Below are 24,533 nucleotides of genomic sequence, written 5' to 3' on the forward strand. Positions count from 1 at the left end.
CCGTGAGCCTGGACCTCCAACACCTCAACACCCTGGACGACGAGGCCTTCGTAGCCGCGCTGGACGGCGTCTACGAACACTCGCCCTGGATCGCCGGCCGCGCCGCCGCACAGCGCCCCTTCGCCAGCCTGGCCGCCCTGAAGCTGGCCCTGGCTCAGGCGGTGAGCCAGGCCTCGCTGGAGGAGCAGCTGGGCCTGATCCGCGCCCATCCGGAGCTGGCCGGCAAGGCTGCCGTCGCGGGCCAGCTGACCGCCGAATCCACCGACGAGCAGAGCCGCGCCGGCCTGCAGCACTGCAGCCCCGCCGAGTTCGAGCGCCTGCAGGCGCTCAACAAGGCCTATGGCGAGCGCTTCGGCTGGCCCTTCATCCTGGCGGTGCGCGGCCCGCGGGGCCTGGGCCTCTCGCGCCAGGCCATCATCGAGGCCTTCGAGCGCCGTCTGCACGCACCGCCCGATGTGGAGCGCGCCGAGTGCCTGCGCAACATCCACCGCATCGCCGAGATCCGGCTGGACGACAAGTTCGCCGCGCCGCCTCTGCTGGGCAACGCAGTGCTGGACGCCGCCGATCACCTGGCCCGCCACTCCGAGACGCCCTTCGCCGAGCAGGGCCAGCTCTGCGTGACCTACATGACGCCGGCCCACCAGGCCGTCGCGCAAGACCTGACCCTGGCGATGCAGGACGCTGGCTTCGACGACGTGAGCGTCGACGCGCTGGGCAATGTGGTGGGCCTTCTGCACGGCACGCGGCCGGACGCGCCGCGCCTGCTCACCGGCAGCCACTACGACACCGTGCGCAACGCCGGCCGCCACGACGGCCGGCTGGGCGTGCTGGCCACCATCGAGGCCGTGCGCCAGCTGAAGCAGCAGGGCCGCCGCCTGCCCTTCACGCTGGAGCTGGTGGCCTTTGCCGAGGAGGAGGGCCAGCGCTTCGCCGCCACCTTCCTCAGCAGCAGCGCGCTGGTGGGCCGCTTCGACCCGGCCTGGCTGGATCAGCAGGACGCCGAGGGCATCCGCCTGCAGGACGCCCTGCGCGCCGCCGGCCATCCCGGCACGCTGGCCTCCATCCAGGCCCTGCGGCGCGATCCCGCCCGCTACCTGGGCTATGTGGAGCTGCACATCGAGCAGGGCCCCGTGCTGTGCGAGCTGGACCTGCCCCTGGGCGTGGTCACCTCCATCAACGGCAGCCGCCGCTACCTGGGCGAGATCACCGGCCTGGCCAGCCACGCCGGCACCACGCCCATGGACCGGCGCCGCGACGCCGCCGCGGCCGCCGCCGAGCTGGTGCTGGCCGTCGAGCACGAGGCGCAGGCAAGACCTGGCACCGTGGGCACCGTGGGGCTGCTGGAGGTGCCGGGCGGCTCGATCAATGTGGTGCCCGGCCGCTGCCGCTTCAGCCTGGACCTGCGCGCGGGCGACGATGCCCAGCGCGATGCCCTGGATGCGGCCGTGCGCGCCCGCCTCCAGTCGATCTGCGAACGCCGTGGCCTGCAGTGGACGCTCACGCCCACCGTCGTGGCCTCGGCCGCGCCCAGCGATACAGCCTGGCAGGCACGCTGGGAAGCCGCTGTGCAGAGCCTGGGCCTGCCCGTGCACCGCCTGCCTTCGGGCGCCGGCCATGACGCCATGAAGATCCACGAGGCGTTGCCCCAGGCCATGCTCTTCGTGCGCGGCGGCAATCTGGGCATCAGCCACAACCCGCTGGAAACGGTCAGCAACGACGATGCCGACCTCGCCGTGCGCGCCCTGCTGGCGCTGCTGGATGGATTGAGCAAGGAACACCAGTCATGAGCCCCATCATCCCCCCCACCCCTGACAGGCAGGCGCTCTACGCGCAGCTGGACGCCTGGATCGCCGCCCACTTCGAGGAGGAGGTGGCCTATCTGCAGGCCCTGGTCCAGGTCCCCACCGACACGCCGCCCGGCAACAACGCGCCCCATGCCCAGCGCACGGCCGAGCTGCTGGCCACCATGGGGCTGCAGGCCGAGCCGCATGCGGTGCCGCAGGAGGAGGTCGAGGCCGCCGGGCTGCAGAGCATCACCAACCTCATCGTGCGCCGCCGCTACGGCGAGGGCGGCCCGATGATCGCGCTCAATGCCCATGGCGACGTGGTGCCGCCCGGCGAGGGCTGGACCCACGGCCCCTACAGCGGCGAGGTGGCGGACGGCCGGCTCTATGGCCGCGCCGCCGCCGTCAGCAAGAGCGACTTCGCCACCTACACCTTCGCCCTGCGCGCACTGGAGAGCCTGCAGCAGCCCCTGCGCGGCGGCGTGGAACTGCACTTCACCTACGACGAGGAGTTCGGCGGCGAGCTCGGCCCGGGCTGGCTGCTCAGGAAGGGCCTCACCCGCCCGGATCTACTGCTGGCCGCCGGCTTCAGCTACCAGGTGGTGACCGCCCACAACGGCTGCCTGCAGATGGAGCTCACGGTGCACGGCCGCATGGCCCATGCCGCCATCCCCGACACCGGCATCGACGCCCTGCAGGGCGCGGTGAAGATCCTCAACGCGCTGTATGCCCAGAACGAGCGCTACCGCCAGCTCCGCAGCCAGGTGCCCGGCATCCAGCATCCCTACCTGAACGTGGGCCGCATCGAGGGCGGGACCAACACCAACGTCGTCCCCGGCAAGGTGGTGCTGAAGCTGGACCGCCGCATGATTCCCGAGGAGGACCCGGTGCAGGTCGAGGCCGAGCTGCGCCAGGTGATCGCCGAGGCGGCCCAGGGCTTTGCGGGCACGGTGGAGATCCGGCGCCTGCTGCTGGCCCGTTCGCTGAAGCCGCTGCCGGGGCACGAGCGCCTGGTGGAGCCGCTGCAGCGCCATGGCCAGGCCCTGTTCGGGGAGCCCATCCCGACCTCCGGCACGCCGCTCTACACCGATGTGCGCCTCTATGGCGAGCAGGGCATCCCGGCCGCCATCTACGGCGCCGGGCCGCGCACCGTGCTGGAGTCCAATGCCAAGCGGGCCGACGAACACCTGGTGCTGGACGACCTGCGGCGGGCCACCCAGGTCGTGGCCCGCACGCTGCTGGATCTGCTCTGCGCCTGATACCGCCGCCGTTGCAGGGGCGCACTGCCGGCAGGTCGCCGGCCAGGGGTTTGAGCGCATACTGCGGGCCTGCGGGGGATCACTCCCGAAGTCAGGTCCCTGCCACGCTGGAGCCGCCATGCCCGAGTCCGCCCTGCGACGCCGACACTGCCTCGCCCTCGCCCTGGCCCCGCTGGCCGGGGTGGGCAGCGGGGCCAGGGCGAGGGCGGCGGGCCCACCGGTCCTGCCGGTGCTGAGCTACTACGACTACCCGCCCTTCTCCACCGGCCCGGGCCAGGGCCTGACGCAATCACTGCTGGCCCTGCTGCAGGATCGCGCCGGGCCGCTGCTGCCGACCCTGCATGAGGAGCTGCTGCCGCGCCGCCGGGTGGCCGCGCTGGTCAGGCGCAGCGACTGGACCGGCCTGGTACCCTGGGTGAGTCCCGCCTGGTTCCAGGACCCCGACCGTCACCGCTTCATCTGGACCGAGCCCTTGATGCAGGACGAGGACCTCGTGGCCTCGCTGAAGTCCAATCCGGTCGACTACCAGGGCCCCGATTCGCTGAAAGGCCTGACCCTGGGCGGCGTCTTCGGCCACGTCTACCCCGAGACAGAGGCCCTGGTGAAGACCGGTGAACTGCAGCGCCTGGACTCCTTCAGCCAGGAGGCCTGCCTGCGCATGCTGCTGATGGGGCGGGTGCAGGCCATCTTCATCTCCCGCAGCGGACTGGCCGGCTGGCGCCAGCGCCTGCCGGGCTTCGATGCCCGGCTCCATCTCGCCGAGACGCCCCGCCAGCGCTACCAGCGGCGCCTGCTGCTGTCGCCGCTGATGCCCGCCGAGCAGAGCGAATGGCTGCGCCGGACCGTGGCCGGCCTGCTGCAGGATCCCGCCTGGCGGGAGCTGCTGCAGCACCATGGCGTCGATCCCACCCTGTCCTGAACCTGTCCTCCGGGCTTGATCCAGTTCGTGTTACTGGCGGAAGCCTTTGGCTACACTGCGGCCCGTGAACACCCGCCAACCCGCCCTGCTGATGCGCTGCCTCGTGCTGCTGAGCCTCTGGTTCGGTGCGCTGGCGCCTGCGCTGTCGCAGGTGGTGGCGGCCCAGCGGGGTGAGCTGACGCCCTTCACCCAGGTCTGCCGCGCCAGCCTGGTCTCGCCCCGCGCCCAGCAGGGCGAGTGGCCCGATGGCGGCCGCAGCGGCGTCGAGGACCACGGCCTGTCGGCCCACTGCAAGTTCTGCGCAGCCCATCAGCAGGACCTCGCCCCGCTGCCGACCGTCCTCCCGGTTCAGCCCACGGCTGCCCGGGTGCTGGCCCTGGTGCCCGAACGATTTCTCTCCTCGCCTGCACAGCGCAGCGTCTGGCAACCCGCCCTCTCCCGCGGACCGCCCCAGGGAAGCCTGCTTCTCTGATTGACACCCGCGCCGGCGCCGCGTCTTGCGGCAGCCGGCCGGCAACTCCCTCCCAGTCCCGCCCTGCCCGTGCCCCTCGGCCCTGGCCGGTCGTGACGGACTGCGTGGCCGCCCCCGCCCTGAGCCGGCCCGGGCCCCGCGCACCGCTGTGCCTCCATCATGAACAAGCCCTTCCCGCTGCAGCCCCTGCTGCAGGCCCTTGCCCTGGCCTGTCTCGCCACGAGCGTCCAGGCCCAGACGACCGACACCGCCACCCCGCCCGCAACGCCCCCCGTCGCCGACCAGGGCGACACCCAGACCAAGCAGCTGGGCGTGGTCACCGTGCATGGCAACTCGCCCACCTCGCTGCCCACCACCATCCCGACCACCATCGAGGGCATCGACGCCGCCACCCTGGCCCGCACCGTCAACGCCACCGATGCCGAGGATGCGCTGAAGTACTTCCCCAGCCTGCTGGTGCGCAAGCGCTACATCGGCGACTACAACCACGCTGTGCTCTCCACCCGCGCCTCGGGCACAGGCAACAGCGCCCGCTCCCTGGTCTTTGCCGACGGCATCCAGCTGTCCAACCTGCTGGGCAACGGCGCCACCTTCGCTCCGCGCTGGGGCCTGGTGACGCCGGAGGAGATCGCCCGGGTCGACGTGCTCTACGGGCCCTTCTCGGCCGGCTATTCGGGCAACGCCGTCGGCGCGGTGGTCGACTACCAGACCCGCATGCCCCAGGCCTTCGAGGCCCACGGCCGCGTGGCCACCGCCGTGCAGCCCAACCGCCTGCACGGCCAGGAGGAAACTTACCGCGCCACGCAGGGCAGCCTCTCGGTCGGCAGCCGCGACGGCGCCCTGGCCTGGTGGCTGCACGGCAGCCGCAGCCAGAGCCACGGCCAGCCCCTGGTCTTCGCCAGCAAGCTCTCGAGCACCGGCACGGCCCCCGGGGCTGGCCTGCCCGTGGTCACTGGCGCGGTGCTGGAGAAGAACCGCAGCAACCAGGACTGGTACCTCATCGGCAGCGCCACCGAGTACGACACCACCCAGGACCACCTCAAGGCCAAGCTCGCCTGGGACTTCAGCCCAACTCTGCGCCTGAGCTATGTGCTGGCCGACTGGAAGAACCGCAGCGAAGGCAGCTCCCGCAGCTATCTGCGCGACGCCCAGGGCAAGACGGTGGACAACCGCTACGGCGGCGACATCAGCCAGGGCGTGATCATCGACGGCAGGCGCTACACCCTGGCCGCCTCGGACTTCAGCCGCAGCCGTGACGTGCTGGAGCACCGCATGCAGGCCCTCACGCTGAAGTCCCACACCATGGGCTTCTTCGACTACAGCCTGGCCTGGAGCCAGTACGACTACCTCAGCGACCAGACCCGCAGCTACGCCCCCAGCAGCAAGGCCCAGCCCGAGGCCGGCCGTCTCACCGACCAGCAGGGCACGGGCTGGAAGACCTGGAGCGCCCGCGGTGTCTGGCGCCCGGGCGGCGCCCATGTGCTGGAGGCCGGCCTCTCCCGCGAGGAAGGCAGGCTCAGCACCCGCGTGGACAACACCGCCGACTGGCGCTCGGGCGACGCGGCCAGCTTCGCCTCGCTCTTTGCCGGCAAGACACGCAGCGATGCGCTCTACCTGCAGGACAGCTGGGAGCTGGGCCGCGACTGGCAGGCCGTGCTGGGCCTGCGCGCCGAGCACTGGCAGGCGCTGGACGGCCGCACCGAGGCCGCCTACACCGGCACCTCCGACAAGGGCGCCTGCAACCCCGCCACCCAGCGCTGCGTGCTGGGGCATGCCGAGCGCAGCCTGCAGGCCCTCTCGCCCAAGGCCGCGCTGTCTCATCAGCTGAGCGAGAACTGGATGCTCAAGGCCAGCACCGGCCGCGCCGTGCGCTTCCCCACCGTCAGCGAGCTCTACCAGGGCGGCTTCGACAGCAAGACCGGCGGCGTGATCAACAACAACCCCGACCTGCGCCCCGAGAAGGGCTGGACCACCGAGCTCAGCGCCGAATGGGGCGAGGCCTGCAGCCAGCTGCGCATCACCTGGTTCCGCGAGGACACCCGTGACGCGCTCTACTCGCTGCTGAACGTGGCGACCAACGCCAGCACCGTTCAGAACGTGGACTACGTGCGCACCAACGGCCTGGAGCTGTCCTTCAGCACGGCCGGCGGCTGGACCGAGCGCCTGCTCAAGGGCCTGGGCCTCAGCGGCAGCCTCACCTACGCCGATTCGCGCATCCTGGCCAGCAGCGGCTACGTGAGCGTGCCGGGCGACGTGGTCGGCAAGTGGCAGCCCCGCGTGCCGCGCTGGCGCGCGACCCTGCTGGCGAGCTGGCAGCTCAGCCCCGAGCTCAGCCTGAGCTACGGCGCGCGCTACAGCGGCCGCCAGTACAGCACCCTGGACAACAGCGACCCCAACGGCTTCGCCTACCAGGGCGCCAGCAAGTACTTCACGACAGACCTGCGGGTGCAGTGGCGCATCAACCGCCAGTGGAGCCTGGCCGGCGGCATCGACAACCTCAACAACTACCGGTACTGGAACTTCCATCCCTATCCGCAGCGCACCTTCCACGCGGAACTGAAGTTCGACCTCTGACGGCCGCAAGGCCCAGCACCAAGGCACACCATGCAATCCACGACGTTCCTCTTCACCGCCCTGGCCCTGCTGATGGGCAGCCAGGCCCAGGCCCACGTCTCGCTCGAGCAGGGCGAAGCCATCGCCGGCAGCCCCTACAAGGCCGTACTGCGCATTGGCCACGGCTGCGACGGCGCACCCACCACCCAGGTCACCGTGACGCTGCCCGAGGGCCTGCGCGGCGCCAAGCCCCAGCCCAAGGAAGGATGGACCCTGACCATCCGCAAGAAGCCCCTGGCCCAGCCCTATGACAGCCATGGCAAGACCATCCGCGAGGACGTCACCGAGATCAGCTGGACGGCCCGCGACGAGGCCCACTACCTGCAGGACGGCTGGTACGAGGAGTTCGTGCTGCGCGGCGGCCTGCCCGAGTCCGTGGGACCGGTCTGGTTCAAGGTCCACCAGCGCTGCACCGAGGGCGAATGGAACTGGGCCGATCTGCCCGCCAGCGGCACCAGCACGGCCGGGCTCAAGGCCCCGGCGGTGCGCCTGATGCTCAAGGCCCCGGGCGGTGGCGAGCACGCCCACTGAGGCGCGGCACGCCGGCAAACGCGAAATAGCACCGGAACTTCCCCGTATCTAAGTGAGCCTGCCGACCCGCCTTCTTCAGGCTTTTGCAAAACGTCCGCCGCGCGAAGATGCCATGCATGACGCCTCGACACACACCACAAGCCCTGCGCCGCGGCCCTGGCCGCAAGACCTGCCCCCACGGGGCGGATCCCTGCGCCCGGGCCTGTCCGTCGGGCTGAGTCGTCCGCTCCTCACACGACCGCGCCCGGACCGCGTGCCCTCAGGGGCTCGCCTGATCTGCGCGGCTCGGCGCCCAGGCTCTCCATCCCACGCTGCGGCCCCACAGGCAGGATCGCTCCTGCCATGTCTCTTGGGCAGCGTTCGTCGGCGCCTCCTGGCGGCCCCCTCACCCGGGGCCGCCTTTTTTATTGCCTTGATCTGAGGCAGTCCCGCCAAAGGTCATGGCCGGGATCACGCGCATTGGGCGCTTGCCGAGGCGCCGGATAATCGCGTCCGTTTGGAATGAGGAACGCCGCACCGCGGCGTCGAGGACAAGAATGACATTACCCAACCTGCTGGCCACACGAAATGGCCGCCTGGGCGCCTTCTTCGCGCTGTACGTCACCGAGGGCATCCCGTTGGGCTTCGCCGCCATCGCGGTGGCGACACAGCTTCGCCGCATGGGCGTGGGCCCGGCCGCCATCGGCGCTTTCGTGGCCTCGTTCTACCTGCCCTGGGCCTTCAAGTGGGCCTTCGGCCCCGTGATCGATGTGTTCCGCTCCAAGCGCTTCGGCCATCGCCGCGCCTGGATTCTCTTCACGCAGCTGATGATGGCCCTGACCATCCTCGCGCTGATGGCCGTGCCCCTGCCCACCGGCCTGGCCCTGTTCACCAGCGTGCTGCTGGTCCACAACACCTTCGGCGCCATGCAGGACGTGGCCATCGACTCCCTGGCCTGCAACACCCTGCATGAGGACGAGCGCGGCCTGGCCAACGGCCTCATGTTCGCCGGCGCCAATGTCGGCCAGGCCGTCGGCGGCAGCGGCGTGCTCTACCTGATGGGCACCGTGGGCTTCCAGCCCAGCTTCGTGATGGTGGCCCTGTCCATCCTGCTGGTGACGGGCTTCATCGTGCTGCCCATGAAGGAGGCGCTGGCGCAGCAGCTGGAGCAGCAGCAGGCCGGCGCGGCTGTGGGGGCGGAGCCGCCCCGCGCCACGCTGAGCCAAGCCGCGAGCGAGATGAAGGCCTTCGCCGTGCAGTCCTTCCGCTCCTTCCTGGGCTCGCGCGGCGCCTTCTCGGCCATGTTCTTCGGCCTGCTGCCGGTCGGGGCCATGTGCCTGGGCCTGGCGCTGCAGTCCAACCTGGCTGTGGAATTCGGCATGAACGACGAGGGCGTGGCCCTGCTGAATCTGTGGTGCACCATCGTCGGGGCCGTCTCCATGGTGGTCGGCGGCATGCTGTCCGACAAACTGGGGCGCCGCCGCATGCTGGGCCTGTACATCGTGCTGATGAGCGGCCCGGTGCTCTACCTGTGGTGGCAGATGCGCCTGAACGGCTACGACATGCCGCGCCCCTCGAACAGTCCGGCCGTGCCGGCCCTGATCACGGCCCTGTGGATCGCGTCCATCAGCTACAACGTCTTCAACGGCATGATGTACGGCACGCGCGCGGCCATCTTCATGGACGTGACCAACCCCAAGGTCGCCGCCACGCAGTTCACCGCCTACATGGCGCTGATGAACCTGGCCATCGCCATCGCCGCCACCTGGCAGGGCGTGGTGTCCGAGGCCTTCGGCTACCGCTGGACCCTGCTGATCGACGTGGCCACCGGCCTGATCTGCCTGCTGGTGCTGCCCATGATGAGCAAGCCGGCCGGCGACCGCATCAGCGACGACAAGACCGAGGGCCGGGCGCGCAAGTCGGCCGTGGTGCTGGGCCTGCTGTGCCTGGCCTGGGTGCCGGCCTGGCTGCATCGCGGCCAGCTGGGCGACGGCGCCCCGCTGATGCAGACCTTCTTCACCCTGGTCTTCGTGGCCTCGGCGCTCTTCCTGCTCGCCGCCCGCGAGGTGATGGGCAGCGACATCGGCCGCCTGCGCCGCCCGGCGCTCGCCTGCGCCCTGCTGCTGCTGGCCGTGTACTTCCGCAAGGACCTGGCCCTGCTGGCTGCCCGGCCCGTCCTGCATCAGGCGGCCGAAGCCCTGATCCTGGCGGGCCCGGTGCTGGGTGGCCTGACCCTGCTGGGCCTGGCGGCACGCTCCTGGGCCTCGCTGCACCGCGAGGACTGAGCCCGCGTGGCGCGTCTGGCAAGTGCAGGAAGGGGCCCACGCGGGCCCCTTTTTCATGGCGGGATTCAGGCCGCCAGCAAGCCCTGCAGCGCCTGCTCGCGGATGCCGTAGAAGCGCTTGATGTCCTCGATCTGGGCCAGCAGCTGGGCCCGGCGCTCGGCGCTGATGCCCTGCGGGCGGCGCACGGCCAGGATCATCTTGTTCTTGCTGGTGTGCTCCAGCGAGATGAACTCGAAGACCTGGGTGTCGTAGCCCTCGGACTCCAGCAGCAGCGCGCGCAGCCCGTCGGTGATCATCTCGGCCTCCTGGCCCAGGTGGATGCCGTGCTGCAGCAGAGGCTTGAGCAGGGACGGGCTCTGCATCTGCGGTCGCAGCTGCTTGTGGCAGCAGGGCGAGCACATGATGATCTGCGCCTTCGCCCTCAGGCCCAGGTGGATGGCGAAGTCGGTGGCGATGTCGCAGGCATGCAGGGCGATCATCACGTCCAGGCGCTCGGGCCGGTACTCACGGACATCGCCCTGGTCGAAGCGCAGGCCCTCGCAGGCATTGCGCGCGGCGACCTCATTGCACAGGCGCACCATGTCCTCGCGCAGCTCCACGCCCAGCACCTGGGTGGTCTTGCCCAGCGCGCGCAGGTAGTCGTGCATGGCGAAGGTGAGGTAGCCCTTGCCCGAGCCGAAGTCCGCCACATGCACATCGGGCGAGCTGGCCAGCGCCGACTGCGACAGGGCCTTGCCGAAGATCTCGATGAACTTGTTGATCTGCTTCCACTTGCGGGACATGGCCGGCACCAGCTCCAGGCCCTGGCGCCCTTCGTGGGTCAGACCCAGGTCACGCCAGAACGGGCGCTCCATCGCGAGATGGCGCTGCTTGCTGCGGTCGTGGCTGGCCGCTTCGGCGGAGGACTCGTCCGCCGAGGCGGGCGGCTTGAGCTTGCCAACCCGCAGCGTGGGCCGGCCCTTGCGGCTGTAGGCCAGCTGGAGCTCGCGGCTGTCGGTCAGCAGGTGGGCGTTCTGGAAAGGGTGGCCCAGCAGGCTGGCCAGCTCGTCCAGGCCGGCCTCCAGGCCGTGGTTCTTGGTGATGTCGCGGGTCTTGTAGCGCCACAGAAAGCTCAGGGCGCGCTCACCGCGCAGCTCGATCTCGCGCACCATCAGCCGCTCCAGGTCCGGCTCGCCGCCCTCGGGCTTGGAGAGACTCAGCCTGAAGCCCTGGCGCCCCGCCAGCACGCTGCGCAGGCTGTGCAGGAAGCGGGCGACGGCATCGTCGGCATCGGGGGCCGGGGCGGCAGGGGCGATCAGGTGGCTGAACATGGGAGGGCGGGTGGGAAAGCGGGGGTCCGTGGCAATCCGGACGGATGCCGGATTGTCCCCGATGCGCCCCTGCAGCGCCGCAAGCCGGGGCCGGCCAGACCGGATCTGGGCGTTGCCTTGCCGGCTATTCATGGCTTAGGCCCAGCGCGCCGGCTGGGACACTGCGGCGACAATGCCCTCGAACGGGGCTTGTGTCGCGTCGTGATATCGCGCCGTGCACGGCGCGCACGCCCTGTCGTATCTCCCCATCCTGCCGTCCCGGACACCTGCCACCCGCCATGCAAGCCCTGGAAACGCTGCTGTCCACCCAGTTGGCCGCCTGGCACAACAGGCATCCGCTGGCGCGCCATGTGCGAGCCCAGGACGTGCACACCATGGGCGTGGTGGCCCTGCCCTTCATGCGCAGCGGCCCGCCGCGCGAGGCCCAGGAACCGGTGCTGGGCGAGCCCGGCACCGAATCGGCGGCCCCCTCCTTCACGCAGCCCCCCAGGCCCGGCCTGCTGCAGCGCCTGCTGGCCTGGCGGCCGGGCGGCAAGGCGTCGCGGGAGCGCTGGCCGGTGTTCAGCGAGCAGTTCGTGGTCGGCGTGTCGGCCGCGCAGGCGGGTGAGTTCGCCCGCCGCCACGGCTACAGCCAGCGCCCAGACGACGGCAGCTGGCCCTTGCGCAACATCCCCGTCGACGAAGCCCTGGCCGCCCAGGGACCAGTGGACGGCGGCGGCGCCTGGCCGGAGGAAATCTATGTGCTCAGCGCCGCCATCGATGCCGGCCCCGGGCGCACCCGCGTGCTGGTCGCCCAGGGCGCCGGACTGCGGCTCTACATCCGCGGCCCACGCTGCCTGCACCCGGTGAAGGTCGGTGCCTTCGGCCTGCTGATGGCGCTGCTGCTGGGCCTGGTGCTGCTGGCCGGCATGGGATCGAAGAAGACACCGGCTCGCCCGGACGCCCCGGCGCCTGCCGCGCCGGCCCCGGCCAGCAGTGCGGCCAGCAGTGCAGCGAATAGTCCAATTGCGGGCATGACCGCGGCCTCGGCTCCCATGGCCGCGGCCAGCGCTTCGTCCCCGCAGGCCGGCGAGGCAGGGGCGAGCAGCCCGGGCGCTGTCCAGCCCGGCGAGGGGCAGGCCCCGCGCCCCCTGCTGAGCGCCAGCCAGCTCCCGGACAACATGGCCTCGGCCCCGGACATCCGGCCGCACCTGGTCACCCGCCCCGAAGGCAGCTCGCCCGTGCCGTCCCGGGAGGCCGACTCCCCGCGCAAGTCCGGGGTCTCGCCCCGCGAGCCCATCCAGGCGGCCGGCAAGGACGCGCCCAAGGAAACACGCGCCACCGACCAGATCATCGAGCGCGCCAACAGCGCCGGCCCATCGCTGAGGGCGCCGGCGGTCGTGCGCCCGGCGATGAAGATCGAACGCCCGCCCCTGCGGCTCAGCGAAGGCAGCAGAGACAGCACCGCCAAGGACGCCCCCAGCGCGGCGGCGGCCGCGAGCCGCGAGGCGGCCACCGCGGCCGAGACGCTCTCGCAGCGTCCGGCAGGCAAGTCACGCGAGACGGGCGCGCGCACCAGCGGCCCCGACAACGCCCCGCTGGTGGCCCTGGTGGGCCCCGTCATGGGCAGCAAGGCCGAGGCCGAGGCCTATCTGCAGAAGATGCAGCCCCTCATCCAGCCCCTGGTGGGCAGGAAGCAGCTCGAGCAGCAGGTGCTGCAGACGCCCGAAGGCTGGCGTGCCGCTGTCTGGCCCTTCGCCAGCCGCGAGGAAGCCCAGCTGATCAACGCCATGCTGGTGGCCCGAGGCCTGCGCACCCGCGCCGTGGACTTCTGAGCGCGACCGGGCCAGGCCCGCCCGGTCAGCTGCGGTAGTCGGCGTTGATGGTGACGTAGTCGTGGCTCAGGTCGCAGGTCCAGACCGTGGCCTGCGCCAGGCCGCGGTGCAGCGTGACGCGCACCGTGATCTCCGACTGCTTCATCACCCGCTGCCCGTCTTCCTCGCGGTAGTCCGGGTGACGGCCGCCCTGACGCACCACGTGCACGTCGTCCAGGAAGAGGTCGATGAGCGTCTGGTCCAGGTCGGCGATGCCGGCATAGCCCACCGCGGCCAGGATGCGGCCCAGGTTGGGGTCGCTGGCAAAGAAGGCGGTCTTGACCAGGGGCGAGTGGGCGATGGCGTAGGCGGCCAGCTGGCACTCGGCTTCGTCGCGGCCACCCTCGACCTTGACAGTGATGAACTTGGTCGCGCCCTCGCCGTCGCGCACGATGGCCTGCGCCAGCTGCTGGGACACCGCGATGACAGCATCACGCAAGACCTGACCCTCGGGCGAGGCCAGCGACTCGATGCGCGCATGGCCGGCCTTGTGCGTGGCGATCAGCACGAAGGAATCGTTGGTGGAGGTGTCGCCGTCGATGGTGATGCGGTTGAAGGAGGCATCGGCCGCGTCGCGGACCAGGCCCTGCAGCAGCTCGGGCGCGATGTGGGCGTCGGTGGCCACATAGCCCAGCATGGTGGCCATATTGGGGCGGATCATGCCGGCGCCCTTGGAGATGCCCGTGACCGTCACGGTGCGGCCGCCGATCTGCACCTGACGCGAGGCGGCCTTGGGCAGGGTGTCCGTGGTCATGATGCCTTCGGCGGCCTCGGCCCAGGCGTCCGCGCGCAGGGCCTCGACAGCCTTGGGCAGGCCCGCGACGATGCGGTCCACCGGCAGCGTCTCCATGATGACGCCGGTCGAGAACGGCAGGATCTGCGCGGGCTGCAGCCCCATCAGGCCGGCCAGGGCCTCGCAGCTCTGGCGCGCGCGCGCCAGGCCGTCCTCGCCGGTGCCGGCGTTGGCATTGCCCGTGTTCACGAGGATGGCGCGGATGCCCTGCCCCGCAGCCAGGTGCTCGCGGCAGATCTGCACCGGCGCCGCGCAGAAGCGGTTCTTGGTGAACACGCCAGCGACCGAGCTGCCTTCATCCAGCGCGATCACGCTGAGGTCCCGGCGGTTGGCCTTGCGAATGCCCGCCATGGTGATGCCCAGGCGAACGCCAGGAACAGGGTGGAGCGAGGCAGGATCGGGAGCGGTGAGATTGACGGGCATGGTGCGGCAGGCTTCAGGTGGCGCCCCATGGCGCCGTTCGCCGGCGATTGTAGGACCGCACATCGGCGGCATGGGTGCAGCGCCGCAAGGAAAAGGGAAGAGCAAAGGAAAAGGGCGGCGCCCTCGCGAGCGCCGCCCTTCTGAAATCTGGCAGGCTGACCCGCCGCGGCGCTCAGCGGCGCTGGCGGCGCCCGGCCATGAAGCCGACGGCCCCCAGGCCTGCCAGCATCATGGCCATGCGGCTGGGTTCCGGCACCGGCGCGATCTGGGCGACGATCAGGTCCTGGTAGGTGGGATTGCTCAGGCGGTTCAGCTCATAGAGTGCCGGCCCGTGATAGGCCTCGGCATTGTGCAGATAGCCGTTGACCAGGTTGACGAAGCTGCTGTTGTCGGCCGAAGTGCCGCCGGTGAGCTTCTCGAAGTAGAAGGTGCCCGCCCCTTCGGTCACGCTGAAGGCGCCAGCGTTCTTCTCATGGGTGATCTCCCAGACGGCGGTCTGGAAGGCGGCACGCTCGACAGCCGTGTCCACGCTGGACCAGCTGGTGACGAACAGGCCCTGCAGCGCAGAGGCCTCGCGGCCGGAGAAGCTGCTGAAGGTGAAGGTCTGGTAGCCGTCGTCGTGGGTGGCGTAATCCTGCTTCAACTCGACGCAAAAGGCGGCGAAGCTCGCCCCCGTGGAAGAGGTGTAGTTCAGGAGACCGGTGTCGTACTTGTCGGACCCGGTCGTGGTGAGGTTGATCGATGCCGGCTGGGTGCTATCGAAGAGCAGGGACACGGACTGGGCCTGGGCAGGCAGGCTCATCCCCGCGAGCGCGGCAAGCACCACGCCACAGGACACAGCAAATTTCGTGACGTTCATCATCGATCCCCGACAGCAGGCTGAGACATGGCCGGATTCCGAAGAATCCAGGCCTCACTCACACAGGCAGGCGTGCCTGCTCAGGCCTGACGGCGGCGACGCGCGCCCACCAGGGCGGCGGCGGCCAGGCCGGCCAGGGCCAGGGAGCCCGGCTCGGGGACGTGCAGGAAGCCCTGGAAGTTGCCAGCGGCCTTCTTCACGGTGTCCACGCCGGAAATCGTCAGGTGCCATTCACCGGCGCTGAGGTCGACGGGGGCCAGCTTCCAGAATTCGGTGCCGGTGCTCAGGGCGGCAGCGGGCGTGAAGGCGAAGGACTGGACGCCATTGCTCAGCACGATGCTGCTGATGTGGACGTCATCCTCGACCTTGCTGAAGGTGTGCAGCTCGCCGTGGTAGGTCTGCTGATTCAGCACGTTGAAGCTGTAGTACTGGGTGAAGGCACCCTTGGCGAGGCCCAGGACGCTGAAATCGACACCCGCAGCCGTCGGGCTCAGGGGGGTGTAGACCGGATCAGCATGCACCAGGGGCGCGAAGGCGGCAAACGCAGCGGCAGCAACAAAGGTCTTGATCGACATTTCGTAAACCCAACGATTCAGTTTTTTGGCATCGCAAGGGCTGTGCTCCTTGCCTTTGCGATGGCCCGACTGTAGAGGAGTTGCAACAATTCGCATCCCCCTCAAGCGTGTGGCGGCCCTTGAAAAGCCGCCAAATAACGCACGCTTTTGACGGGGGTCGACCTTATTACGACATCCGCCTCCGCCCGATCAGCTCAGCTTGCCGTGGCAGGACTTGAACTTCTTGCCGCTGCCGCAGGGGCAGGGATCGTTGCGGCCCACATGGCCGAATTGCTCGGCGATGGTGGCGGGATCGATGTCCTGGGACACCGAGCCATCCTCGTTGGGATGGGTGTAGGTGACGTTGCTGACGCTCTCGGCCCGCTGCTCGATGGCTTCGGCGGCGGCACTGGCCTCTTCCTGCGTCTGGATGCGCACATTCATCAGCACGCGGGTGACTTCCATCTTCACCACGTCCAGCAGCGCGGAGAACAGCTCGAAGGCTTCGCGCTTGTACTCCTGCTTGGGGTTCTTCTGGGCGTAGCCGCGCAGGTGGATGCCCTGGCGCAGGTAGTCCAGCGAGGCCAGGTGCTCGCGCCAGTGCTGGTCGATGGATTGCAGCAGCACCATGCGCATGAAGGGGGTGAACTGCTCTTCGCCGACCAGGGCCAGCTTGGATTCGAACAGCGCATCGCCGGCCTTCACGACCATCTCGACGATGTCCTCGTCGGTCACGGCATCGCGCTTGGCGACCTCGGCCACCAGGGGCACGTCCAGCTGCCATTCGTCCTTGAGCACGCGCTCCAGGGCGGGCAGGTCCCACTGCTCTTCCAGGCTCTCGGCGGGCACGAAGGTGCGGACCACGTCCTCCAGCGAGCTGCGGCGCAGGTTGCCGATCTGGGCCGTCAGCTGCTCGGCTTCCAGGATGTCGTTGCGCTGCTGGTAGATGACCTTGCGCTGGTCGTTCGACACGTCGTCGTACTCGAGCAGCTGCTTGCGGATGTCGAAGTTGCGGGCTTCGACCTTGCGCTGGGCACCCTCGATGGAGCGGGTCACGATGCCGGCCTCGATGGCCTCGCCCTCGGGCATCTTCAGCCGGTCCATGATGGCGCGCACGCGGTCGCCGGCGAAGATGCGCATCAGCGGATCGTCCAGCGACAGGTAGAAGCGCGAGGAGCCCGGATCGCCCTGGCGGCCGGAACGGCCGCGCAGCTGGTTGTCGATGCGGCGGCTCTCATGGCGCTCGGTGGCGATGATGCGCAGGCCACCCTCGGCCTTGACCTTGGCATGCAGGTCGGCCCACTCGTCCTTGAGCTGCTGGATGCGGGCGGCCTTCTCTTCGGCAGGCACCGAGTCGTCGGCCTCCAGGAACTGGATCTGCTTCTCGACGTTGCCGCCCAGCACGATGTCAGTGCCGCGGCCGGCCATGTTGGTGGCGATGGTGATCACGCCCGGGCGGCCGGCCTGGGCGACGATCTCGGCCTCCTTGGCATGCTGCTTGGCGTTGAGCACCTGGTGCGGCAGCTTGGCCTGGGTCAGCAGCTGGGAGATCAGCTCGGAGTTCTCGATGGAGGTCGTGCCCACCAGCACCGGCTGGCCACGCTCGTGGCAGTCGCGGATGTCGAGGATGACGGCGTTGAACTTCTCCTGGGCGGTCTTGTAGACCAGGTCCAGCTCGTCCTTGCGGATGGTCGGGCGGTTGGGCGGGATGACCACGGTCTCCAGGCCGTAGATCTCCTGGAACTCGTAGGCTTCCGTGTCGGCCGTGCCGGTCATGCCGGACAGCTTGCCGTACATGCGGAAGTAGTTCTGGAAGGTGATGGAGGCCATGGTCTGGTTCTCGGCCTGGATGGCCACACCTTCCTTGGCTTCCACGGCCTGGTGCAGGCCGTCGCTCCAGCGGCGGCCCGTCATCAGGCGGCCGGTGAATTCGTCGACGATCGTGACCTCGCCGTTCTGCACCACGTAATGCTGGTCGCGGTGGTACACATGGTGTGCACGCAGGGCCGCGTACAGATGGTGCATCAGCGTGATGTTGCCAGCGTCGTAGAGGCTGGCGCCCTCGGCCAGCAGGCCGGCCTCGGCCAGCAGGCGCTCGGCGTTCTCGTGGCCGTCTTCGGTCAGGTAGATCTGGTGGGACTTCTCGTCCACGGTGAAGTCGCCCGGCTCGATGACGCCTTCGCCCGTGCGCGGGTCCAGCTCGCCGATCTGCTTCTTCAGCTTGGGCGCGACCAGGTTGATGGCCAGGTAGACCTCGGTCTGGTCCTCGGCCTGGCCGGAGATGATCAGGGGCGTGCGGGCCTCGTCGATCAGGATGGAGTCCACCTCGTCGACGATGGCATAGGCCAGCTGGCGCTGCACACGGTCACGCACGTCGTGGACCATGTTGTCGCGCAGGTAGTCGAAGCCGTATTCGTTGTTGGTGCCGTAGGTGATGTCGGCGGCGTAGGCGGCCTGCTTCTCTTCCCGGCTCATCTGGGGCAGATTGATGCCCACCGTCAGGCCCAGGAAGTTGTAGAGCTTGGCCATCCACTCGGCGTCGCGGCGGGCCAGGTAGTCGTTGACCGTCACCACGTGCACGCCCTTGCCGGTCAGGGCATTGAGGTAGACGGGCAGCGTGGCCATCAGCGTCTTGCCTTCGCCGGTGCGCATTTCGGCCACCTTGCCGGCGTTGAGCACCATGCCGCCGATCAGCTGCACATCGAAGTGGCGCATCTTCAGGGCACGCTTGCCGCCCTCGCGCACGACGGCAAAGGCCTCGGGCAGGATCTGGTCCACCGTCTCGCCCTTGGCGATGCGGTCCTTGAATGCCTGGGTCTTGGCCCGCAGCGCGTCGTCGTCCAGGGCCTCCATCTGGGGCTCCAGTGCATTGATCTGCTGGACGATGCGACGGTATTGCTTCAGCAGACGCTCGTTGCGGCTACCGAAGATCTTGGTGAGAAGCGAGGGCAACATGCAGTGATTCTTGGACGGTAAGAAGGTGGCACCAGGCCCGCCAGGCTCGTGGTTTTTCTGTGCTGGGCAGGCGGGCTGGCACGGCAGGCCCGCTGCGCCTGCGCGCAAGAGACCCGGGAAACATTTCCGTTCCTCCATCTCGGGGCGCAGCGGCCACTTGCAAGGCCCGTCGCGACAGCCCCAGGCGCGGCGCCCGACCTGGGTCGCAGGAGGCGCGGGAGGGATCAGCCCGAAAGGCCCGCCAGGCAGCTGGACCAGGGCGGAGGACAACCGGCGGAGTTTAGCATCCGGCTCCCCTCCCCTTGCGTCCGGACGCCCGCCCCGCCCTCCGGGTCTACACTGAGCGCCATGCGCAGAACCGACGCCCCTCCCGCCCCCAAACCCGGCGGCCCTGCGGTGCCCGACCCCACGCCCATCAGCCAGGCGCTGGCCCAGCACCAGGGCCTGGCGCGCCTGGGGCTGCTGATGCAGGAGTCACAGCGGCGCATGGCCCTGGTGGCGCCCGCCCTGCCCGGCGCCATGACGCGCTTCGTCAAGCCCGGCCCCATCGACGAGGACGGCTGGACCCTGCTGGCCGCCAATGCCGCCGTGGCCGCCAAGCTGCGCCAGCTGCAGCCTCGGCTGGAAGCCCGCCTGCAGGAGCAGGGGCTGCAGCCGAGCCGGGTGCGGATCAAGGTGCAGGGCTGAGGCCCTGTTCGTCCATTTCTGGCCATTTCAGGGCATTTGCCAGCCCCCGCCTGGCCAGCACGGGCCCGTTTCGGCGCCACAAAGAAAAACACAGGCGCGAGGCCTGTGTCTTCATGGGGTCTGGTGCCGGCTATCGGATTCGAACTGATGACCTACCGCTTACAAGGCGGTTGCTCTACCAACTGAGCTAAGCCGGCTTTCGTGAACGCCCGGGACCGGAGTCCCAGGCAGGCGCGCATTGTAGGGGCAATTCGAAGGCTTGCTCACCTGCCGCAGCGCGCCCCGCCGACCTCACTTGATGCGCTTGAGCGTGGGGCGCGGCCCCGGACCGTCGCCCGGCCCCGGGTCCGGTCCTTCGCCCGAGGACTCCGGCGCCGCGACCTCAGAGGTGGACTCGTCCGCCCCCTGCACCGCGGGCGCCGGCGCCAGGCGCAGGCCCGCGGAGGCGGGCTTGGGCGCCGGCTTCGGCACGGCACTGGGCGCAGGCTTGACCGCCGCCGCATCCGTCTCGACGGCAGGCGCGGGGAAGGCCATGCCCTGCCCGTTCTCACGGGCATAGATGGCCACGACATGGTCCACCGGCACGATGATCTCGCGCGCCACGCCGCCGAAGCGGGCCTTGAACTGGATGAACTCGTTGCCGAGGTCCAGGCCGTTGGTGGCATCGAAGCCCACGTTGAGCACGATCTCGTTGTTGCTGACGTACTCCAGCGGCACCTGCACCGAACGGTCGACCTGCACCGCGATGTAGGGCGTGAAGCCGTTGTCGGTGCACCAGTCATGCAGGGCCCGGATCAGATAGGGCCTCGTAGGGGTGCCGGTGGGTGCGCCACCGTCAGGGGTCTGGTCCATGGCAGCAGCGACTTACTTGCGCATCACCTTTTCCGAGGGCGTCAGCGCCTCGATGTAGGCGGGGCGAGAGAAGATGCGCTCGGCGTACTTCAGCAGCGGCAGGGCGTTCTTGGACATGTCGATGCCGTAATAGTCCAGGCGCCACAGCAGCGGGGCGATGGCCACGTCCAGCATGGAGAAGTCGTCACCCAGCATGTACTTGTTCTTCAGGAAGATGGGCGCCAGCTGGGTCAGACGGTCGCGGATCTGCGAACGGGCCTTCTCCAGCTGCTTGTCCGTCGGCTTGACGGCCTGGCCGCGGTTCTCCAGCACGTTGACGTGGGCGAACAGCTCCTTCTCGAAGTTCAGCAGGAACAGGCGCACACGGGCACGGGCGACGGGGTCGCCGGGCATCAGCTGAGGATGCGGGAAGCGTTCGTCGATGTACTCGTTGATGATGTGCGACTCATACAGGATGAGGTCGCGCTCGACGAGGATGGGCACCTCGTTGTACGGGTTCATCAGCGCGATGTCTTCCGGCTTGGCGAACAGGTCGACGTCACGGATTTCGAAGTCCATGCCCTTTTCAAACAGCACGAAGCGGCAACGGTGCGAGTAGGGGCAAGTGGTTCCAGAATAAAGCACCATCATGGCGGCGGACTCCTGAGTTCAGGTCAACAATCGATTCCGTGTGCCCGACATGGTAGCGGCACACAAAAGGCAAACGCAGTGGGTGCCCGTGAAGGCCTCCCACTGCGCAACAGGGCCCGGCTGGCGGCCAGGGCCCGAAGGCTTACTTCACATCCTTCCAGTAGGACGCATTCAGGCGCCAGGCAAACAGCGTGAAGATGCCCAGGCCCAGCAGCACCAGCACACCCAGACGGAAACGCTGGGCCTGCGCCGGCTCGCCCATCCACTGCAGATAGGCGACCAGATCACCCACGGCATTGTCATAGGCGCGGGCGTCCATGGTGCCGGGCGTCAGCTGCTCGAAGCCCTTGAAGACATGGACCTTCTTGGCGTGGTCATGCGGGTCGGCTTCCTCGACGAACTTGGCGGCACGCTGGCCCTGCAGTTCCCACAGCACATGCGGCATGGCGACGCTGGGGAAGGCCAGGTTGTTCCAACCGGTGGCCTTGGTCTCGTCGCGGTAGAAGGTCCGCATGTAGGTGTAGAGGTAGTCGGCACCGGAGCCCTTGGCGCCGTCGGCGCGCGAGCGGGCGATCACGGTCAGGTCCGGCGGGGTGGCGCCGAACCAGTCCTTGGCCTGCTTGGGATCCAGGGAGACCTTCATGACGTCGCCCACCTTCTCGGTGGCGAACATCAGGTTGCCCTTGATCTGGGCTTCCGTCAGGCCGATGTCCCGCAGGCGGTTGTAGCGCATGAACGCGGCCGCGTGGCAGTTCAGGCAGTAGTTGACGAAGATCTTGGCGCCGTTCTGCAGGGACGCCACGTCCGTCATCTTTTCCTTGGGGAACTTGTCCCACTCCATGCCGCCGGTATTGGCCATGGCACCCGAGGCCAGGCCCAGACCGATCAGCAGCGTAGCGATGAATTTCTTCATGAGATGCAACTCCTGGACTGATCAGTGGGGGTGGAAGGTGACGCGGTCAGGCACAGGCTTGAACACGCCTTGCTTGCTCCACCACGGCATCAGCAGGAAGAAACCGAAGTAGTACAGGGTGCCGATCTGGGCGACGATGGTGCCGATCTCGGTCGGGGGCTGGATGCCCAGGTAGGCCAGCACCAGGAACACCACGACGAAGATGCCGTACACGTACTTGTGCCAGTCCGGGCGGTAGCGGATCGACTTGACCGGGCTGTGGTCCAGCCAGGGCAGGAAGAACAGGATCACCACGGCGCCACCCATCACGACCACGCCCCAGAACTTCGCGTCGAAGGTCTTGAGCAGGAAGATGGCGACGGCGGCGATGACCAGCGTGGCGATCTTGCCCTTGCCGGAGAACGTGCCCTTCAGCACGGCCAGCACGGCGCCCAGGCCCACGATCACCGACAGCACGTTGACCATCACGTCGGTCGTGGCACGCAGCATCGAGTAGAACGGCGTGAAGTACCAGACCGGCGCAATGTGCGGCGGGGTCTTCAGCGGGTCGGCCGGGATGAAGTTGTTGTACTCCAGGAAGTAGCCGCCCAGCTCAGGCGCGAAGAAGATGATGGCCGAGAACACCATCAGGAACAGGCCCACGCCGTAGATGTCGTGCACGCTGTAGTAAGGATGGAAGGGGATGCCGTCCAGCGGGCGGCCCTGCGCATCCTTCTTGGCCTTGATCTCGACGCCGTCCGGGTTGTTCGAACCCACTTCGTGCAGCGCGATGATGTGCGCCACCACCAGGCCCAGCAGGACCAGGGGCACGGCGATCACGTGGAAGCTGAAGAAGCGGTTCAGGGTGGCGTCACCGACGACGTAGTCGCCGCGGATCATCAGGGCCAGGTCGTTGCCGACGAAGGGCACGGCAGCGAACAGGTTCACGATCACCTGGGCGCCCCAGTAGGACATCTGGCCCCAGGGCAGCAGATAGCCCATGAAGGCCTCGGCCATCAGGCACAGGAAGATCGCGCAGCCGAAGATCCAGACCAGCTCGCGGGGCTTGCGGTAGGAACCGTACAGCAGGCCGCGGAACATGTGCAGGTACACGACCACGAAGAAGGCGGAGGCGCCCGTCGAGTGCATGTAGCGGATCAGCCAGCCCCAGGGCACGTCGCGCATGATGTACTCGACCGAGGCGAAGGCCACGGCGGCATCCGGCTTGTAGTGCATCACCAGGAAGATGCCGGTGACGATCTGGATCACCAGCACCAGCATGGCCAGCGAGCCGAAGATGTACCACCAGTTGAAGTTCTTCGGAGCGTAGTACTCCGACATGTGCTCCCGGTACATCTTGCTGAGCGGGAAGCGGTTGTCCACCCAGGTCAGCAGTTGCTCGCCCACGGACGCGCCCGCGGGAGCTTCTTTGAATTCAGCCATATCGACCTCTGTCCTCTCGCTTAGGCAGCCTTGTCTTCACCAATCAGGAGCTTGGTGTCGGACAGGTACATGTGGGGCGGCACCTCGAGGTTGTCGGGTGCGGGCTTGTTCTTGAACACGCGGCCGGCCAGGTCGAAGGTCGAGCCGTGGCAGGGGCAGAGGAAGCCGCCGTTCCAGTCATCGGGCAGCGAGGGCTGCGGGCCGGCCTGGAACTTGTCGGAGGGAGAACAGCCCAGGTGCGAGCAGATGCCCACGCCGACGAAGTACTCGGGCTTGATCGAGCGGTAGCCGTTCTTGGCGTAATCGGGCGTCGGGTAGGCGGTGCGCTTGGAGTCCGGATCAGCCAGCTGCGGATCATTCTTCTTCAGGGCTTCCAGCTGCTCGGGCGTGCGGCGCACGATCCAGACCGGCTTGCCGCGCCATTCCACCGTCAGCTTCTCGCCCGGCTTCAGGCTGCTGATATCGACTTCCACGGCTGCACCGGCAGCCTTGGCGCGCTCGGACGGCGCGAAGGTACTGACAAAGGGCACGGCGGTCGCGACGCCGACACCGGCACCGGCGCAACTCGTGGCGATGAGCCACGTGCGCTTGCCTTGATCCACTTGCTGGTCACTCATGAGGGTCCTCAAAGGAGACTTCTGATCGGGAGCAACCGCGGATTCTAGCGGACGCCCACCCCCACCCTGACTTGATGCACCTCCGGGAATACGCAAATCGTCTCGCCAAGGCATCAGTTCGGCGCTACCGCAGGCATCAGCGACGGAAATCCCCGTGTTTGGCCCGATTTGCGACGCCTGCAAACGTAGACAATAGCGCCACAACACAGCCGGGATCCTCCCGCAGGAGTAGATGAAGATGGGAATGCTGAGCGAGTTCAAGGAATTTGCCGTCAAGGGCAATGTGGTGGATCTCGCCGTGGGCGTGATCATCGGCGGCGCCTTCGGCAAGATCGTCGACTCGATGGTCAAGGACCTGATCATGCCCCTGGTGGGCAAGGTCGTCGGCGGCCTGGATTTCTCCAACTACTTCCTTGTGCTGGGCAATGTGCCGGCGGACTTCAAGGGCCCGCAGACCTACGAGGCCCTGACCAAGGCCGGGGTGCCGCTCTTTGCCTACGGCAGCTTCCTGACCGTTTTGCTCAACTTCATCATCCTTGCCTTCATCATCTTCATGATGGTCAAGCAGATCAATCGCCTGAAGCGCAGCGAGCCTGCAGCGGCCCCCGCGGCCGAGCCGGTGACCCCCGAGGACATCGTGCTGCTGCGCGAGATCCGCGATTCGCTCAAGCGCTGAGAAAGCCTTCACGCCTGCCGGCCCGGGAATTGCGGTACCGTGCCTTCCGGCGCGCGCAGGCTGCGCTTGGTCACAACATGAGTCCTCAAATCCACGGATACTTGGCAAGCGTCGCGTGCCCTGACGTGGCGCGCGCCCGGCCCCCTC

Annotated in this window: 20 protein-coding genes and 1 tRNA gene; 10 read left to right on the top strand and 11 right to left on the bottom strand. The window is 68.5% G+C overall.

Features of this window, described 5'->3' with window-relative positions; all coding sequences use genetic code 11:
* Window positions 1-2: 2 nt before the first annotated feature.
* From uraD to O9Y01_RS02630, 7 genes are all read left to right on the top strand, one after another.
* On the top strand, window positions 3-1,787 hold the full coding sequence (gene uraD / locus O9Y01_RS02600) for a 2-oxo-4-hydroxy-4-carboxy-5-ureidoimidazoline decarboxylase (RefSeq protein WP_269629921.1): 1,785 nt from the start codon (window positions 3-5) through the stop codon (window positions 1,785-1,787).
* On the top strand, window positions 1,784-3,043 hold the full coding sequence (locus O9Y01_RS02605; RefSeq protein ID WP_269629922.1) for a M20 family metallopeptidase: 1,260 nt from the start codon (window positions 1,784-1,786) through the stop codon (window positions 3,041-3,043). The genes uraD and O9Y01_RS02605 overlap by 4 nt, the downstream gene beginning before the upstream one ends.
* A gap of 118 nt (window positions 3,044-3,161) precedes the next feature.
* Window positions 3,162-3,962: a substrate-binding periplasmic protein gene (locus tag O9Y01_RS02610; RefSeq protein ID WP_269629923.1), complete on the top strand. Its 801-nt coding sequence runs from the start codon at window positions 3,162-3,164 to the stop codon at window positions 3,960-3,962.
* A 64-nt stretch (window positions 3,963-4,026) separates the two neighbouring features.
* Complete coding sequence (locus O9Y01_RS02615) at window positions 4,027-4,434, top strand: DUF2946 domain-containing protein (protein ID WP_269629924.1); 408 nt, start codon at window positions 4,027-4,029, stop codon at window positions 4,432-4,434.
* 159 nt (window positions 4,435-4,593) lie between these two features.
* Window positions 4,594-7,008 carry a TonB-dependent receptor gene (locus O9Y01_RS02620; protein WP_269629925.1) on the top strand — a complete coding sequence of 805 codons (2,415 nt, stop codon included), beginning with the start codon at window positions 4,594-4,596 and terminating at the stop codon, window positions 7,006-7,008.
* A 30-nt stretch (window positions 7,009-7,038) separates the two neighbouring features.
* Window positions 7,039-7,578 (top strand): YcnI family copper-binding membrane protein, encoded by a 540-nt coding sequence (locus tag O9Y01_RS02625; RefSeq protein WP_269629926.1) that lies wholly within the window; start codon window positions 7,039-7,041, stop codon window positions 7,576-7,578.
* Between the two features lie 536 nt (window positions 7,579-8,114).
* The gene (locus O9Y01_RS02630; protein ID WP_269629927.1) at window positions 8,115-9,842 is read left to right on the top strand and encodes an MFS transporter; all 1,728 of its coding nucleotides are present in this window, start codon (window positions 8,115-8,117) and stop codon (window positions 9,840-9,842) included.
* A gap of 65 nt (window positions 9,843-9,907) precedes the next feature.
* Here O9Y01_RS02630 and O9Y01_RS02635 read toward each other — a convergent pair whose 3' ends face one another.
* Entirely contained in the window at window positions 9,908-11,152 is a 1,245-nt protein-coding gene (locus tag O9Y01_RS02635) for a class I SAM-dependent methyltransferase (protein WP_269629928.1), read from the bottom strand.
* Between the two features lie 278 nt (window positions 11,153-11,430).
* Here O9Y01_RS02635 and O9Y01_RS02640 point away from each other — a divergent pair, with 278 nt between their 5' ends.
* Window positions 11,431-12,966, top strand: coding sequence for a hypothetical protein (locus O9Y01_RS02640; protein WP_269629929.1), 1,536 nt, complete (start codon window positions 11,431-11,433; stop codon window positions 12,964-12,966).
* A gap of 25 nt (window positions 12,967-12,991) precedes the next feature.
* Here the strand turns inward: O9Y01_RS02640 and argJ are convergent, their stop codons facing one another.
* The 4 genes from argJ to secA all read right to left on the bottom strand — a co-directional run bounded on the left by argJ (window position 12,992) and on the right by secA (window position 18,589).
* On the bottom strand, window positions 12,992-14,221 hold the full coding sequence (gene argJ / locus O9Y01_RS02645; RefSeq protein ID WP_269629930.1) for a bifunctional glutamate N-acetyltransferase/amino-acid acetyltransferase ArgJ: 1,230 nt from the start codon (window positions 14,219-14,221) through the stop codon (window positions 12,992-12,994).
* A 172-nt stretch (window positions 14,222-14,393) separates the two neighbouring features.
* Window positions 14,394-15,080 (bottom strand): PEP-CTERM sorting domain-containing protein, encoded by a 687-nt coding sequence (locus O9Y01_RS02650; protein WP_269629931.1) that lies wholly within the window; start codon window positions 15,078-15,080, stop codon window positions 14,394-14,396.
* A gap of 80 nt (window positions 15,081-15,160) precedes the next feature.
* Entirely contained in the window at window positions 15,161-15,655 is a 495-nt protein-coding gene (locus tag O9Y01_RS02655; RefSeq protein ID WP_269629932.1) for an FxDxF family PEP-CTERM protein, read from the bottom strand.
* Between the two features lie 189 nt (window positions 15,656-15,844).
* The gene (gene secA, locus O9Y01_RS02660; RefSeq protein ID WP_269629933.1) at window positions 15,845-18,589 is read right to left on the bottom strand and encodes a preprotein translocase subunit SecA; all 2,745 of its coding nucleotides are present in this window, start codon (window positions 18,587-18,589) and stop codon (window positions 15,845-15,847) included.
* Window positions 18,590-18,937: 348 nt separating this feature from the next.
* On the opposite strand from secA, the gene O9Y01_RS02665 reads away from it, so the two are divergent.
* Window positions 18,938-19,276 (top strand): hypothetical protein, encoded by a 339-nt coding sequence (locus O9Y01_RS02665; protein WP_269629934.1) that lies wholly within the window; start codon window positions 18,938-18,940, stop codon window positions 19,274-19,276.
* 121 nt (window positions 19,277-19,397) lie between these two features.
* Here the strand turns inward: O9Y01_RS02665 and O9Y01_RS02670 are convergent.
* From O9Y01_RS02670 to petA, 6 genes are all read right to left on the bottom strand, one after another.
* Window positions 19,398-19,473: transfer RNA gene (locus O9Y01_RS02670), tRNA-Thr, on the bottom strand.
* 94 nt (window positions 19,474-19,567) lie between these two features.
* On the bottom strand, window positions 19,568-20,128 hold the full coding sequence (locus tag O9Y01_RS02675) for a ClpXP protease specificity-enhancing factor (RefSeq protein ID WP_269629935.1): 561 nt from the start codon (window positions 20,126-20,128) through the stop codon (window positions 19,568-19,570).
* 12 nt (window positions 20,129-20,140) lie between these two features.
* Window positions 20,141-20,758 carry a glutathione S-transferase N-terminal domain-containing protein gene (locus tag O9Y01_RS02680; RefSeq protein ID WP_183103385.1) on the bottom strand — a complete coding sequence of 206 codons (618 nt, stop codon included), beginning with the start codon at window positions 20,756-20,758 and terminating at the stop codon, window positions 20,141-20,143.
* A 142-nt stretch (window positions 20,759-20,900) separates the two neighbouring features.
* Window positions 20,901-21,671, bottom strand: coding sequence for a cytochrome c1 (locus tag O9Y01_RS02685; protein WP_269629937.1), 771 nt, complete (start codon window positions 21,669-21,671; stop codon window positions 20,901-20,903).
* A gap of 21 nt (window positions 21,672-21,692) precedes the next feature.
* Complete coding sequence (locus tag O9Y01_RS02690; protein ID WP_269629938.1) at window positions 21,693-23,093, bottom strand: cytochrome b; 1,401 nt, start codon at window positions 23,091-23,093, stop codon at window positions 21,693-21,695.
* Between the two features lie 20 nt (window positions 23,094-23,113).
* Window positions 23,114-23,710 (bottom strand): ubiquinol-cytochrome c reductase iron-sulfur subunit, encoded by a 597-nt coding sequence (gene petA, locus O9Y01_RS02695; protein WP_269629939.1) that lies wholly within the window; start codon window positions 23,708-23,710, stop codon window positions 23,114-23,116.
* A 238-nt stretch (window positions 23,711-23,948) separates the two neighbouring features.
* Between petA and mscL the strand changes: the two genes are divergently transcribed.
* On the top strand, window positions 23,949-24,386 hold the full coding sequence (gene mscL, locus O9Y01_RS02700; RefSeq protein ID WP_269629940.1) for a large conductance mechanosensitive channel protein MscL: 438 nt from the start codon (window positions 23,949-23,951) through the stop codon (window positions 24,384-24,386).
* The last annotated feature ends 147 nt before the right edge of the window (window positions 24,387-24,533 follow it).

This window comes from Pelomonas sp. BJYL3, assembly GCF_027257975.1.
Taxonomy (GTDB): Bacteria; Pseudomonadota; Gammaproteobacteria; order Burkholderiales; family Burkholderiaceae_C; genus Roseateles_B; species Roseateles_B flavus.